The sequence below is a fragment of the Allobosea sp. Leaf344 genome, assembly GCF_001426225.1.
In the GTDB taxonomy this organism is placed as follows: Bacteria; Pseudomonadota; Alphaproteobacteria; order Rhizobiales; family Beijerinckiaceae; genus Allobosea.
In genome coordinates this window covers 152,526-164,889 of sequence record NZ_LMRT01000016.1, presented here as the reverse complement: position 1 = coordinate 164,889, position 12,364 = coordinate 152,526, and the positions used below count along the sequence as shown (strand labels likewise).

Annotated in this window: 10 protein-coding genes; 5 read left to right on the top strand and 5 right to left on the bottom strand. The window is 68.7% G+C overall.

Features of this window, described 5'->3' with window-relative positions; all coding sequences use genetic code 11:
- Positions 1-267: 267 nt before the first annotated feature.
- The 5 genes from ASG72_RS18965 to ASG72_RS18945 are packed head-to-tail and all read right to left on the bottom strand — an operon-like array spanning position 268 to position 7,616.
- Positions 268-1,416: an acyl-CoA dehydrogenase family protein gene (locus tag ASG72_RS18965; RefSeq protein ID WP_056715965.1), complete on the bottom strand. Its 1,149-nt coding sequence runs from the start codon at positions 1,414-1,416 to the stop codon at positions 268-270.
- Between the two features lie 40 nt (positions 1,417-1,456).
- Complete coding sequence (pimC, locus tag ASG72_RS18960) at positions 1,457-2,656, bottom strand: pimeloyl-CoA dehydrogenase large subunit (protein ID WP_056715964.1); 1,200 nt, start codon at positions 2,654-2,656, stop codon at positions 1,457-1,459.
- Positions 2,657-2,661: 5 nt separating this feature from the next.
- Positions 2,662-3,849 carry an acetyl-CoA C-acyltransferase gene (locus ASG72_RS18955; protein ID WP_056715962.1) on the bottom strand — a complete coding sequence of 396 codons (1,188 nt, stop codon included), beginning with the start codon at positions 3,847-3,849 and terminating at the stop codon, positions 2,662-2,664.
- A gap of 9 nt (positions 3,850-3,858) precedes the next feature.
- Positions 3,859-5,538 carry an AMP-binding protein gene (locus ASG72_RS18950; RefSeq protein ID WP_056715959.1) on the bottom strand — a complete coding sequence of 560 codons (1,680 nt, stop codon included), beginning with the start codon at positions 5,536-5,538 and terminating at the stop codon, positions 3,859-3,861.
- Positions 5,535-7,616, bottom strand: coding sequence for a 3-hydroxyacyl-CoA dehydrogenase NAD-binding domain-containing protein (locus ASG72_RS18945; protein ID WP_056715957.1), 2,082 nt, complete (start codon positions 7,614-7,616; stop codon positions 5,535-5,537). The genes ASG72_RS18950 and ASG72_RS18945 overlap by 4 nt, the downstream gene beginning before the upstream one ends.
- 240 nt (positions 7,617-7,856) lie before the next feature.
- Between ASG72_RS18945 and ASG72_RS18940 the strand changes: the two genes are divergently transcribed.
- The 5 genes from ASG72_RS18940 (at position 7,857) to ASG72_RS18920 (ending at position 12,362) form a co-directional block, all read left to right on the top strand.
- Complete coding sequence (locus tag ASG72_RS18940) at positions 7,857-9,023, top strand: ABC transporter substrate-binding protein (RefSeq protein ID WP_056715954.1); 1,167 nt, start codon at positions 7,857-7,859, stop codon at positions 9,021-9,023.
- A gap of 93 nt (positions 9,024-9,116) precedes the next feature.
- Entirely contained in the window at positions 9,117-9,989 is an 873-nt protein-coding gene (locus ASG72_RS18935) for a branched-chain amino acid ABC transporter permease (RefSeq protein ID WP_056715951.1), read from the top strand.
- A 10-nt stretch (positions 9,990-9,999) separates the two neighbouring features.
- Positions 10,000-10,953, top strand: coding sequence for a branched-chain amino acid ABC transporter permease (locus ASG72_RS18930; RefSeq protein ID WP_056715948.1), 954 nt, complete (start codon positions 10,000-10,002; stop codon positions 10,951-10,953).
- Complete coding sequence (locus ASG72_RS18925) at positions 10,940-11,653, top strand: ABC transporter ATP-binding protein (protein ID WP_056715945.1); 714 nt, start codon at positions 10,940-10,942, stop codon at positions 11,651-11,653. Before ASG72_RS18930 ends, ASG72_RS18925 begins: the two co-directional genes overlap by 14 nt.
- Positions 11,646-12,362: an ABC transporter ATP-binding protein gene (locus ASG72_RS18920; RefSeq protein ID WP_056715941.1), complete on the top strand. Its 717-nt coding sequence runs from the start codon at positions 11,646-11,648 to the stop codon at positions 12,360-12,362. Before ASG72_RS18925 ends, ASG72_RS18920 begins: the two co-directional genes overlap by 8 nt.
- Positions 12,363-12,364 lie beyond the last annotated feature (2 nt).

Below are 12,364 nucleotides of genomic sequence, written 5' to 3'. Positions count from 1 at the left end.
GAGCGCGACGTCCCCCTGAGTTGCTTCGTCGGCTGCGCCTCCTCGCAATGACGGCCATCCGTCCTTGCGAGCGCAGCGAAGCAACCCAGCTCGTTAAGCTCTACGACCCCCTAGGTTGCTTCGTCGGCTGCGCCTCCTCGCAATGACGGCCATCCGTCCTTGCGAGCGTAGCGAAGCAACCCAGCTCGTAGAGCTCTACGCCCCCCGGGTCGCCTCCTCGCCCACGCCTCCTCGCAATGACGCTGTGTTCCGTCGATCACGCATCGCTCAGGCCGCCAGCCCATCGGCCGCCGCGACGCGGCGGAGATGGTGCGGTGTGTCTCCGAACAGGCTCTCGATCATGGTCAGCCGCTTGAAATAATGCGCGCCGAGATATTCCATCGTCATGCCGATGCCGCCATGGAGCTGCACCGCCTCCTGACCCACCAGCCGGCAGGAGCGGTTGATCTGCACCTTCACCGCCGAAAGCGCCGCCGCCCGCTCCTGCGCATCCTCATGCTCGACCATCATCGCCGCGTAATAGGCCATGGATCGCGCCTGTTCGAGCGCGATCAGCATGTCCACGGCCCGATGCTGCAGCACCTGGAACTGGCCGATCGGCGCGCCGAATTGCTGGCGGGTCTTGAGATAATCGACGGTCAGGGCGTGCAGCGCCGCCATGATGCCGACAGCCTCCGCCGCCAGCGCCGCGATCGCGTGCTCGGCCACGCGCTCCAGGATCGGCAGACCCTGCCCCTCCTCGCCGATCAGCGCCTCGGCCCCCAGCCCGACATCCGAGAAGGCGATCTCGGCCGCCCTTCCGCCGTCCTGCGTGGCATAGCCATGGCGCGTGACGCCCTGCGCATCGGCGGGAACCAGAAACAGGCTGATGCCGTCGCGCGCGCGCCGCTCGCCGGAGGTGCGGGCGCTGACCACGAAATGCCCGGCGCTGTCGCCATGGATGACGACCGCCTTGCGGCCGTCAAGCACATAGCCGTCGCCCTGGCGGCGCGCGCTGCAGGCGACGTCCGACAGCGTGTAGCGGGACTGGGTTTCGGTGAAGGCGAGCGCCAGCCGCGCGCTGCCCTCGACGATGCCGGGGATGATGCGCTCCTTCAGCGCGGCGGAGGCTCCGAGCCGCAGCGCGCCGCCGGCCAGCACCACCGTCGCCAGATAGGGCTCCAGCGCCAGCCCCTTGCCCAGCGCCTCCATCACCACCAGCGTCTCGACCGGGCCGCCGCCGAAGCCGCCCTCCGCCTCGCTGAAGGGGATGCCGAGCAGGCCCATCTCGGCGAATTGCGCCCAGACCTCGTGGCTGAACCCGTCGGGCCCGCTGCCCAGGGCCTTGCGCGCCTCCAGCGAGCCGTAGCGCGCCGCCATCAGGCGGGAGACGCCGTCCTGCAGCTGCGTCTGTTCCGGGGAGAGATCGAAATCCATCGTTCAGTCCTTTTCGCAGCGGCGCAGGCGCGCGCCACCGTCACAATCCCAGCACCGCCTTGGCGATGATGTTCTTCTGGATCTCGTTCGACCCGCCATAGATCGAGACCTTGCGGTTGTTGAAATAGCTGGCGGCCGCGCCATCGGCCCAGTCGAAATCGAAGGGCCAGTCATTGGCCAGCGCCGCGCCGCGCACCGGCGCCGCCAGTGCGAAAGGGCCCGCCACTTCGAGCAGCAACTCGGTGGTCGCCTGCTGCAGCTCGGAGCCCTTGATCTTCAGGATCGAGGAGGCCGGATCGGGCTTGGTCGGATCGCGCCGGCCCTGCGCCGCGACCACGCGCATCTGCGTGAGCTCGAGCGCCTTGAGCTCGATCTCGACCTCGGCCAGCCGCTCGCGGAAGCCGGCATCCTCGAAGAGCATGCCCTCGCCCGCCGGCATCTCCCTGGCCAGCCGCTTGATCCGCGCGAGGCGCTCCTTCGACAGGCCGATGCGGGCGATCCCGGTGCGCTCGTTGGCGAGCAGGAATTTCGCGTAGTCCCAGCCCTTGTTCTCCTCCCCGACCAGGTTCTCGACGGGGACACGGACATTGTCGAAGAACACCTCGTTGACCTCGTGGCGGCCCTCCAGCGTGATGATCGGGCGCAGCGTGATGCCGGGCGTCTTCATGTCGATCAGGATGAAGGAAATCCCGGCCTGCTTCTTGGCGGCGGGATCGGTGCGGACGAGGCAGAAGATCCAGTCCGCATATTGGCCCAGCGTGGTCCAGGTCTTCTGGCCGTTGACGATGTAATGATCGCCCTCGCGCACCGCCCGCGTCTTCAGCGAGGCGAGGTCGGAACCGGCGCCCGGCTCGGAGAAGCCCTGGCACCACCATTCGTCGAGATTGGCGATCCGCGCGAGATGCTTCTCCTTCTGCGCCTGCGATCCGAAGGCGGCGATCACCGGCCCCACCATGTAGCAGTTGAATTGCAGCGGCAGCGGCACGGCGGCGAGCAGCATCTCCTCGGTGAAGATGTAGCGCTGGATCGGTGTCCAATCCTGCCCGCCCCATTCCTTCGGCCAATGCGGCACGCACCAGCCCTTGGCGTTGAGGATGCGCTGCGAGGTGACGTAATCCTCGCGCGTCAGCCCGCGCCCCTCCGAGACCTTGCGCCGGATCTCGGCCGGGATCTCGGTGCGGAAGAACTGCCGGACCTCGTCGCGAAACGCGATCTCCTCGGGCGTGAAACGCAGATCCATCGCGATTATCCCTGGTTGATCTCGAACAGCCCGGCGCAGCCCATGCCCCCCGCCACGCACATCGTCACCACCGCATAGCGCGCCTTGCGGCGCCGGCCCTCCAGCAGCGCATGGCCGACCAGCCGGGCGCCGCTCATGCCGAAGGGATGGCCGATGGCGATGGCGCCGCCATTGACGTTGACCTTCTCCGGATCGATCCCGAGCGTGTCGCGGCAATAGAGCGACTGCGAGGCGAAGGCCTCGTTCAGCTCCCAGAGATCGATATCCGAGACCTTGAGCCCGTTGCGCTCCAGCAGGCGCGGCACCGCATAGACCGGGCCGATGCCCATCTCGTCCGGCTCGCAGCCGGCGGAGGCGAAGCCGCGGAAGATGCCGAGCGGCGTCAGCCCGCGCCGCGCCGCCTCCTCCGCCGACATCACGACGCTAGCCGAGGCGCCGTCCGAGAGCTGGCTCGCATTGCCGGCGGTGACGAATTTGTCCTCGCCGCGCACCGGCTTGAGCTTGAGCAGCCCCTCCAGCGTGGTGTCGGGGCGGTTGCCCTCGTCCTTGGTCAGCGTCACCGGCTCCTCCCGGGTCTCACCAGTCGCCTTGTCGGTCACCAGCATCGTCGCGCTCATCGGCACGATCTCGTCGGCGAAGAGCTGGCGCTGCTGCGCCGCGGCGGTCCGGCGCTGGCTCTCCAGCGAGAACGCGTCCTGGCGCTCGCGCGAAATTCCATAGCGTTCGGCGACGATGTCGGCGGTCTCGATCATCGAGGTGTAGATCGTGGGCTTATGTGCCATCAGCCAATCGTTCTGCGTCAGCTCGCGCCTCACCACCGGCTGCACCAGCGAGATCGATTCGACGCCGCCGCCGACCGCGACCGGGACGCCATCCATCACCACGCGCCGCGCGGCATGGGCGATCGCCTCCAGCCCCGAGGCGCAGAAGCGGCTGACGGTAACGCCGGCCGATTGCACCGGGATGCCGGCGACCAGCGCGGCATGGCGGGCGACGTTTCCGCCGGTCGCGGCCTCGGGATAGCCGCAGCCCAGCACCACCTCCTCGATCGCCTCCGGCTCGACCTTCGCCCGCTCCAGCGCGTGGCGGATGGCATGGGCGGCCATGTCGGCGCCCTTGACCTGGTTGAAGGCGCCGCGATGCGCCTTGCCGATCGGCGTGCGGGCGGTCGAGACGATGACGGCTTCGGTCATGAGCGGATCCTATGCGGCTGAGGGTTCGGCGGGCGAGCCGGCCTTGGCCTGCTCTTCGGCGATCAGGACTTTGGCGAGCAGTTTTCCGGCCGGGCTGCGCGGCAATTCGGAGCGGAATTCGAGCGCGCGGGGCATTTCATGGCGGCCGATGCGCTCGCTCAGGAAGGCCTGCAGCTCCTCCAGAGTAAAAGCCTGGCACCCGCTCTTCAAGCTCACGAAGGCCTTGGCGGCCTGGCCGCGATAGGCATCGGCGATGCCGATCACCAGCACCTCCCGGACCGATGGGTGCTCGTAGATCGCACTCTCGATCGCGACGGGATAGACGTTGAACCCGCCCGAAATGATCATGTTCTTGCGGCGGTCGACCAGTTCGAACAGCCCGTCCTCGTCCATCCGGCCGAGATCGCCGGTCAGGAACCAGCCCTCGTGGAAGGCCTCGCGCGTCACCTCGGGCTCGTCGAGATAGCCCTTGAAGACGTTGGGCCCGCGGATCGCGATCTCGCCGACCTCGCCGACCGGCAGCTCGTGGCGCGGCGGATCGAGCGCGACGATCTTCATCGCCAGCCCCGGCAGCGGCGTGCCGATCAGGCCGGGCCGCGGCTTGGCCGAGCGAGGCACGCGGGCGCCGGCGGGAGCGGTCTCGGTCATGCCCCAGCCATTGTTGAGCCTTTTGCCGATCAGGGCCTCGACCCGCGCCTGCACGTCGAAGGGCAGCGGCGCCCCGCCGGAGACGCAGCTCTTCAGCGAGGAGAAATCGACCTGCTCCGTCCCGGCGCGGTTGAGCAGCGCCAGCCACATGGTCGGCACGCCGGTGAAGACGGTCGCGCGCTTGACGGCGATGTCGCGCAGCAGCGTCTCGACATCGAAGCGCTGGCGCAGGAACAGCGTATTGCCGTCGCGGACATGGCGCAGCAGCGCCGCCGTCAGCGCGTAGATATGGAACAGCGGAAGGACCAGCACGACCTTCTCGCCCGCCGGCGTCAGCGGCTCGCCATCCGTCCAGAGACGGTAGATGTTGACGGCCGCGACGAGATTGCCATGGCTCAGCATCGCCGCCTTGGGCATGCCGGTGGTGCCGCCGGTGAACTGCAGCAGCATGATGTCGTCGGGTCGGACCTCGGGCCAGGCGGCGGGAGGCTGCGCCTGCAGCAGCGTCTCCAGACCCGCCACCTCCGGCTGCGCGGGCAGGGCGAGCGGCTCGGCATCGCCTTCGCCCCAGCGCGCATCCTCCCCGACCAGCAGCCGCGGCACGTAGCCGGCCTCCAGCAGCCGCAGCGCCTGGGGCAGGAAGCCCGGCAGATCGGTGGTGATCAGCCGCACCGGGCGGGTGGTCTTCAGCTTGTGCTCGAGCTCGCGCGGCGCATCGAGCGCCGAGAGATGCACCACCGTCGCGCCGATCCGCGCCGCGGCGAAGAAGGCGATGGGGTGCCAGGGCGTATTCGGCAGGAGCAGGGCGATGCGGTCGCCCGGCGCCACGCCATCCGCCAGCAACCCGGCTGCGAGCCGCGAAACCAGCCCGTCGAGCGCGGCATAGCTGAGCCCGCGCTCGCGGAACTCGATGGCGACGGCGTCCGGATGTGCGGCGGCCGGGGCGGCGAGGATCTCGGGCACGGTGCCCGTCGCGATCGGCGCGTCCCAGTCGCAGGCCTCCGGGAAGCGACGCTGCCAGATCGGGCGCTCGGGCGTCATGCGGCGGCGGCCTTCAGGCTGGCGAAGCCCTTGCCCTCGGCCGCCAGCCTGCGCAGCAGCGGCGCCGGCTCCAGCGCCGGGTCGCCCGTCTCGGCGGCCTGCGCCGCGAGCCTGGCGGCGATCGCGTCGAGCCCCACGCCATCGGCCCAATGCATCGGGCCACCGCGCCAGGCCGGCCAATTATAGCCGTAGAGCCAGATCACATCGATGTCGCCGGGGCGCGTGGCGATGCCCTCCTCGAGGATGCGCGCGCCTTCGTTGACCATCGGGTCGAGCAGCCGCGCCAGAATCTCCTCCTGGGTGAAGCTGCGGCGGGTGACGCCCTGCTCCTGCGAGACCTTGGCGATCAGCGCCTCGACCTCCGGGTCGCGCTGGCCGGTGCGCGCCCCCTCCGGATAGAGGTAATAGCCCCGCCCGGTCTTCTGCCCGAACCACCCGGCCTCGCAGATCGCATCGGCCACAGCGGCGGTCTTGCCGCGCGATTTGCGGGTCCGCCAGCCGATATCGTTGCCGGCGAGGTCGGCCATGGCGAAGGGGCCCATCTTGAAGCCGAAACCGGTCAGCGCCGCATCCACCTCATGCGGCAGCGCGCCGGCGATCAGCAGCCGCTCGGCGGCGCGGGTGCGCTGCTCCAGCATGCGGTTGCCGACGAAGCCGAACCCGTTGCCGACGACAACCGGCACCTTGCCGAGCTCGCGCGCCAGCGCCACCGCCGTCACCACCACATCATCGGCGACCCCGGTCGGCCGGACGATCTCCAGGAGCTTCATGACATTGGCCGGGCTGAAGAAATGCATGCCCAGCACGTCCTTTGGCCGCCGAGTTGCGGCGGCGATCGTCGGAATGTCGAGATAGGAGGTATTGCTGGCGAGCACCGCGCCCGGCTTCGCGATCGCGTCGAGCTCGCCGAAGATCTGCTGCTTGACGCCCATCTCCTCGAAGGCCGCCTCGATGACGATGTCGGCGCCGGCCGCCGCGCCGAGCCCCACCGCCGGGGTGATCAGCGCCAGCCGCTGGTCGCGCCGCTCCTGCGTCAGCGACCCGCGCTTGACCGACATGTCGTAGATCGCGGCGATGCGGTTCATGCCATTGTCGATCTGCGCCTGCTGGGTCTCGATCAGCGTCACCGGGATCCCGGCATTGGCGAAGCACATGGCGATGCCGCCGCCCATGGTGCCGGCACCGATCACCGCGGCGCCGGCGATCTTGCGCGGCTTCACCGCAGCGCCGATGCCCGGCACCTTGGCCGCCTCGCGCTCGGCGAAAAACAGATGGCGCAGCGCCTTCGAGCGCTCGTCGACCACCAGCTTCAGGAACAGCGCCCGCTCCTGCGCCAGCCCCTCCGCGAGCGGCGCGGTATAGGCCGCGCGCACCGCCTCGATCAGCGCCATGGCGTTGGGCATGTCGGCAGAACTCTTGCCCGCCTGGGCGGCGAGCCCCTCGAACGCCTCGCGATCCGCAGCGCTGAGCTTGTCCGTGCGGTCGCCGGTGCGCGGCAGCCCGCCGCTCTTCGCCAGCCGCTCGGCCAGCGCGACGGCCTCGGCCAGCAGCTCCGTCTCCGCCACGGCGTCGACGAGCCCGAGTTCGAGCGCGCCGCGCGCGCTCACCGGCTCGCCGGAGAGCATCATCGGGAAGGCTTTCGCGCCGCCGATCAGCCGCGGCAGGCGCTGCGTGCCGCCGGCGCCGGGGATGATGCCGAGCTTGATCTCCGGCAGGCCGAGCTTCGCACCCGCGGCCGCGACCCGGCCATGGCAGGCCAGCGCAACCTCCAGCCCGCCACCCAGGGCGACGCCCTGGATCGCGGCGACGACCGGCTTGGCGCAGCCCTCGATCGCGTCCAGCACCTCCGGCAGGATCGGCTGCACGGGCGGCCGGCCGAACTCGCTGATATCGGCGCCGGCGATGAAGGCCCGCCCCGCGGCGGCGATGACGATCGCGTCGATCCCGGCATCGCCGGCGCATTGCCGGATGGCGGCGAGCAGATCCCGCCGCAGCCCCGCGCTCAGCGCATTGACCGGCGGGCTGTCCAGCGTCGCGATCGCGACGCGCCCATTCTGGCTCAGCCGCACGAATTCCATAGGCCTATCCCCGTCACGCTATTCTGCACTGCAGAACGATCTTTCGCAGCAATGCAGCCTCTTACGAAACGGCGCCGTCGAACTTTGTCAAGCAGGCGATCCGTGCCGGGTTTCGGCCCCAGTGTCCCGCATCGCGAAATTCAAATCCGCAACTTGACCGTCCCCGAACAGCCGTGCCAGCCTGTCGCGAAATGCCGCGTGGCTGAAACCTAGCCACGAAGAGCGACCGGAGGAAGACAGATGATACGCAGAACATTCCTGCTCTCGACGCTGCTCGCGACGAGCCTGGCCGTGGCGGCGCCCGCGCTGGCCGAAGAGATCGCGATCGGCGCCCATATGCCGCTGACCGGCTCGCTCGCCCGCTCGGGCCAGGCCTTCAACGAGGGCATGCAGGTCGCGATCAAGGTGTTCAACGAGAGCCAGAGCAAGCACAAGATCAAGGTCACGGTGATCGACGACGAGAGCCAGCCGGCCAAGGCGGTGACGGCGGTCGAGAAGCTGAACTCCGACGGCGCGGCCGCGATCATCGGCGGCTACGGCTCGAACATCGTCGGCCCCGCCTCCGATACCTCCAACCGCCTCGGCAAGGTCTACATCACCGGCGGCGCCGTCTCCGACGAGCTGGTGGCGCGCGGCAACACGCATTTCTTCCGCATCAACAACAATGCCGGCTATCAGCGCGGCGTCGAAGGGCTGATGCAGGAGCTCAAGCCGAACGGCATCTCGATCGTCGCCTCGACGCGGGAAGCCCCGGCGCTCCTGGCCAAGGGGCTCGAGGAGAGCCTGACCAAGCTCGGCTTCAAGGTGACGCTGCACCCGTTCGACCCGGCGATCACCGATTTCAAGCCGATCATCAACAAAGTGAAGCTGCAGGACAAATCCGAGATCATCTTCATGTCGGCCTATGAGAACGACTATGTCGGGATCATCCGGGCCGCCAAGGTGCTGAAGCCCCAGGTCAAGGCGATCGTCGGCGCCTGGTCGCTGGCCACGCCGAAGATGTATTCGGATTTCCCCGACCTGATGCAGAACGTCATCGGCACCACCTTCCTGCCCTTCCCGGTCGAGGTGAAGGATGAGGAGGGCAAGAAATTCGCCGCCGTCTACAAGGAGATGTTCGGCAAGGAGATCGAATACGCCTCGACCCTCGCCTTCGTCGAGACCATGGTGCTGAGCGAGGCCCTGGCGCGCGCCGCCGATGCCGGCACGCTGAAGAGCGGCGGCCTGCTGGCGGAGATGAAGAAGACCGACCGGCCCTCGCCGCTCGGCCGCATCACCTTCAACGCCGTCGGCGACAATCCCAATTTCGCGCTCAGCATGGGCCAGCACCGCGACGGCAAGATCCCGCTGGTTTCGCCCGCCGCCAGCGCCACCGGCAAGATCGCCTACCCCGCCCTTCCCTGGTGATCCCCCGCACAGCCCCGGCCTGGGACGCGGCGTGAAACCGCCGTCCCGGGCCCGGGCTGGGCTTCGCGCCGCAGCACAGGCCTACCCCTCTAAATGTTCGAACTCCTGCAGCAATCGCTCTTCTCGGGGCTGCTCGTCGGCAGCGTCTACGCGCTGGTCGCGCTCGGCATCGCCCTGACCTTCGGCGCGATGAAGATCATCAACCTCGCCCATGGCGAGCTCGTGCTGCTGGCGGCCTATATGGCCTATGTCATCGAGAGCCGGACCGGCTGGAACCCCTATGCGGCGATACCGCTGGCCTTCGCCGTCACCGCCCTCGTCAGCATCGCGATCTACCTGCTGATCGAGCGGATCCGCGAGCATCGCGAGCTCAACTCGCTGATCCTCACCTTCGCCATCGGCGTCATCCTGACCAATGCGATCCTGCTGGTCTTCGCCAGCGATGTCCGCTCCACCAACTCGCCCCTCCTGCAGGACGCCGTCTCCCTCGGCTCGGTCTATGCGATGAACAGCGAGCTGCTCGCCTTCGTCGTCAGCCTGCTGGTCATGGCCGGCCTGTGGTGGTGGCTGCGCAACAGCTGGTATGGCCGCGCCGTGCGGGCCGTCTCCTCCAATCGCGACGCCTCGATGCTGATGGGCATCGATCCCAGGCGCGTCGAGCTCGCCGCCTTCATCGTCGCCGGCATCCTCGCCAGCGTCGCCGGCGTCGCGCTCTACACGATGAGCGTGGTGCAGCCGGCGCTCGGCCCCGCCCTCACCGTCAAGGCCTTCGTGGTGACGGTGCTGGCCGGCGTCGGCTCCATCCCCGGCGTGTTCTGCGCCGCGCTCCTGCTCGGCGTCACCGAGGCGATGACGGTGACACTGGCGAGCTCGGCGCTGCAGGAGCTGGTCGGCATGGTGCTGTTCCTGCTCGTGCTCTTCTTCATGCCGAACGGGCTCTTCGGCGCCCGGGCCCGGCGCGGCTGAGGGCGGGACGATGATGCGCAACCTTCCCGCCGCGGCGCTGCTCGTCGCCGCCCTCGCCATCCCGCTGGTCTTCGGCGGCAATGGCTACATCATGGGGCTGATGGTCTCCGGGCTGATCGTCGCCGGCGTCGCCCTCGCCTGGGCGCTGCTCGGCAATCTCGGCGGCATGGTCTCCTTCGGCCACGCCGCCTTCTTCGGCGTCGGCGCCTATACCTCGGCCATCCTCTCGGCCAAGGCCGGGCTGCCGGTGCCGCTGTCGCTGCTGGCCGGCGCCCTCGGCGCGGCCCTGTGCTCGCTCGTGATGCTGCCCGCACTGCGGCTCTCGGGCCCCTATTTCGCGCTGGCGATCCTGGCCTATGCCCATATCTTCAAGATCCTCGCGACCGAGCTGAGCTCGATCACCGGCGGCTCGGCCGGGTTCCAGCGCTTCCCCACCCTGCCGACCATCGCCGGGATCGATTTCTCCAGCCGCACCGGCAGCTATGCGCTGCTGGTCGTCATGGTGGCGCTCTGCGCGCTGGTCTATCGCGCGGTCAAGCGCAGCCATGTCGGCACGGCCTTGCGGGCGATGGCGGAGAGCGAGGATGCGACGCGGGTGGTCGGCGTCAACGCCACGTTGCTGAAATCCTGGATGCTGCTTCTCTCGGCCTTCATCACCGGGCTTTTCGGCGCGATGAACGCGCATATCATCAATTTCCTCGAGCCCGATTACGCCTTTTCCGGCAATTGGTCGGTGCTGCCGATCATCGCCGCGATCTTCGGCGGCTACCGCACCATTCTGGGGCCGGTCGCGGGCGCGGTGCTGATCTATCTGTTCGACCAGATCATCGCCAAGGAGCTGCTGCCGGTCGGCCACCAGATCCTGCTCGGCCTGCTGCTGGCCGGGATGATCCTGGTCGCGCCCAACGGGCTGTTCGGCCTGTTCCAGACGAGGCGCAAGGGAGCCCCCCATGCTGCGGCTTGAGGACGTCACCGTCCGCTTCGGCGGTCTCGTCGCGCTGAAGGAGGTCTCCTTCGCCATGGGCGAGGGCGAGATCCTGGGGCTGGTCGGTCCCAACGGCGCCGGCAAGACCACGCTGTTCAACACGATTTCGGGGCTGGTACGGCCGCGCACGGGGCGGATCCTGTTCAAGGACCGCGAAATCGGGAAGTTGCCTCTGCATGCCCGCGCGCGGCTCGGCCTCGGCCGCACCTTCCAGATCCCGCAGCCCATGCACCATCTCACCGTGCGCGAGAACCTGACCGTCGCCCAGGTCTTCGGCGCCGGCGCCAGCGACCCGGCCCGCATCGACGAGATCCTGGAGGTGATGGAACTCGCCGAGCATGCCGATCGCGACGCGGCGACGGAACTCGCTTTGCAGGAGCTGAAGCGGCTCGAAGTCGCCAAGGCGCTCGCCACCAACCCGGCGCTGCTGCTGCTCGACGAAGTGCTGGCCGGGCTCGAAAGCCATGCCAAGCGCCGCTTCATCGCCAAGCTGCGCGAGCTGCACCAGCGCTACGCCCTCGCCATCGTCATTGTCGAGCACGACATCGAGACGATCTCCAGCCTCTGCTCGCGGGCCGTGGTACTGAATTTCGGCGAGCTCATCGCCGACGGTACGCCGGAGGAGGTTTTCCGCAACCCGGCCGTGGTCGAAAGCTATACGGGGACCGCCGATGCTTGAGGTCCGCGGCCTGCGCGCCGGCTATGGCCGCATCAACGTGCTCTGGGACGTGTCGCTGCAGTTCCCGACCGGCGAGCTGACGGCGATCGTCGGCCCCAACGGCGCCGGCAAGACCACCTTGTTCCGGGCGCTGATGGGCCTCGTCCCGCATCAGGGCGAGATCCTGCTGGACGGCAGGCCGATCCGCGGCAGGACCTGGGATTTGCTCGAGGCCGGCGTGGTCATGGTTCCGGAGGGCCGCATGGTCTTCAAGGATATGAGCGTGGCGGAAAACCTCGCCCTCGGCGCCTATCCGCAGCGCTGCCGCCAGGCCCGGGCCCGCAATCTGGAGCGGGTCTACGCGCTGTTCCCGCGGCTGAAGGAGCGCCATCGCCAGCTCGCCGGCTCGCTCTCGGGCGGCGAGGCGCAGATGGTGGCGATGGGCCGCGGCATGATGAGCGAGCCGCGCATCCTGCTGATCGACGAGCCGTCGCTCGGGCTGGCCCCGGTCATCGTCAAGGAGGTCTTCGGCATCATCCGGCGCCTGAAGGCCGAGGGCGTGACGATCGGGCTGATCGAGCAGAACACCCATATCGCGCTCTCCGTCGCCGATCGCATGCATCTGATGCGCTCCGGCAAGGTGCTGCTGAGCCAGGACGCCGGCAGCGTCGATCTCGACCGGCTGCACGATCTCTACCTCGCCCGCGAGAGCGGGCAGGTCCAGGCCTGAGG

What these genes read in the sequence shown, in the direction of transcription:
- ASG72_RS18965 (WP_056715965.1), bottom strand. Translation starts at nt 1,416, where the DNA reads ATGGATTTCGATCTCTCCCCGGAACAGACGCAGCTGCAGGACGGCGTC.
- pimC (WP_056715964.1), bottom strand. Translation starts at nt 2,656, where the DNA reads ATGGATCTGCGTTTCACGCCCGAGGAGATCGCGTTTCGCGACGAGGTC.
- ASG72_RS18955 (WP_056715962.1), bottom strand. Translation starts at nt 3,849, where the DNA reads ATGACCGAAGCCGTCATCGTCTCGACCGCCCGCACGCCGATCGGCAAG.
- ASG72_RS18950 (WP_056715959.1), bottom strand. Translation starts at nt 5,538, where the DNA reads ATGACGCCCGAGCGCCCGATCTGGCAGCGTCGCTTCCCGGAGGCCTGC.
- ASG72_RS18945 (WP_056715957.1), bottom strand. Translation starts at nt 7,616, where the DNA reads ATGGAATTCGTGCGGCTGAGCCAGAATGGGCGCGTCGCGATCGCGACG.
- ASG72_RS18940 (WP_056715954.1), top strand. Translation starts at nt 7,857, where the DNA reads ATGATACGCAGAACATTCCTGCTCTCGACGCTGCTCGCGACGAGCCTG.
- ASG72_RS18935 (WP_056715951.1), top strand. Translation starts at nt 9,117, where the DNA reads ATGTTCGAACTCCTGCAGCAATCGCTCTTCTCGGGGCTGCTCGTCGGC.
- ASG72_RS18930 (WP_056715948.1), top strand. Translation starts at nt 10,000, where the DNA reads ATGATGCGCAACCTTCCCGCCGCGGCGCTGCTCGTCGCCGCCCTCGCC.
- ASG72_RS18925 (WP_056715945.1), top strand. Translation starts at nt 10,940, where the DNA reads ATGCTGCGGCTTGAGGACGTCACCGTCCGCTTCGGCGGTCTCGTCGCG.
- ASG72_RS18920 (WP_056715941.1), top strand. Translation starts at nt 11,646, where the DNA reads ATGCTTGAGGTCCGCGGCCTGCGCGCCGGCTATGGCCGCATCAACGTG.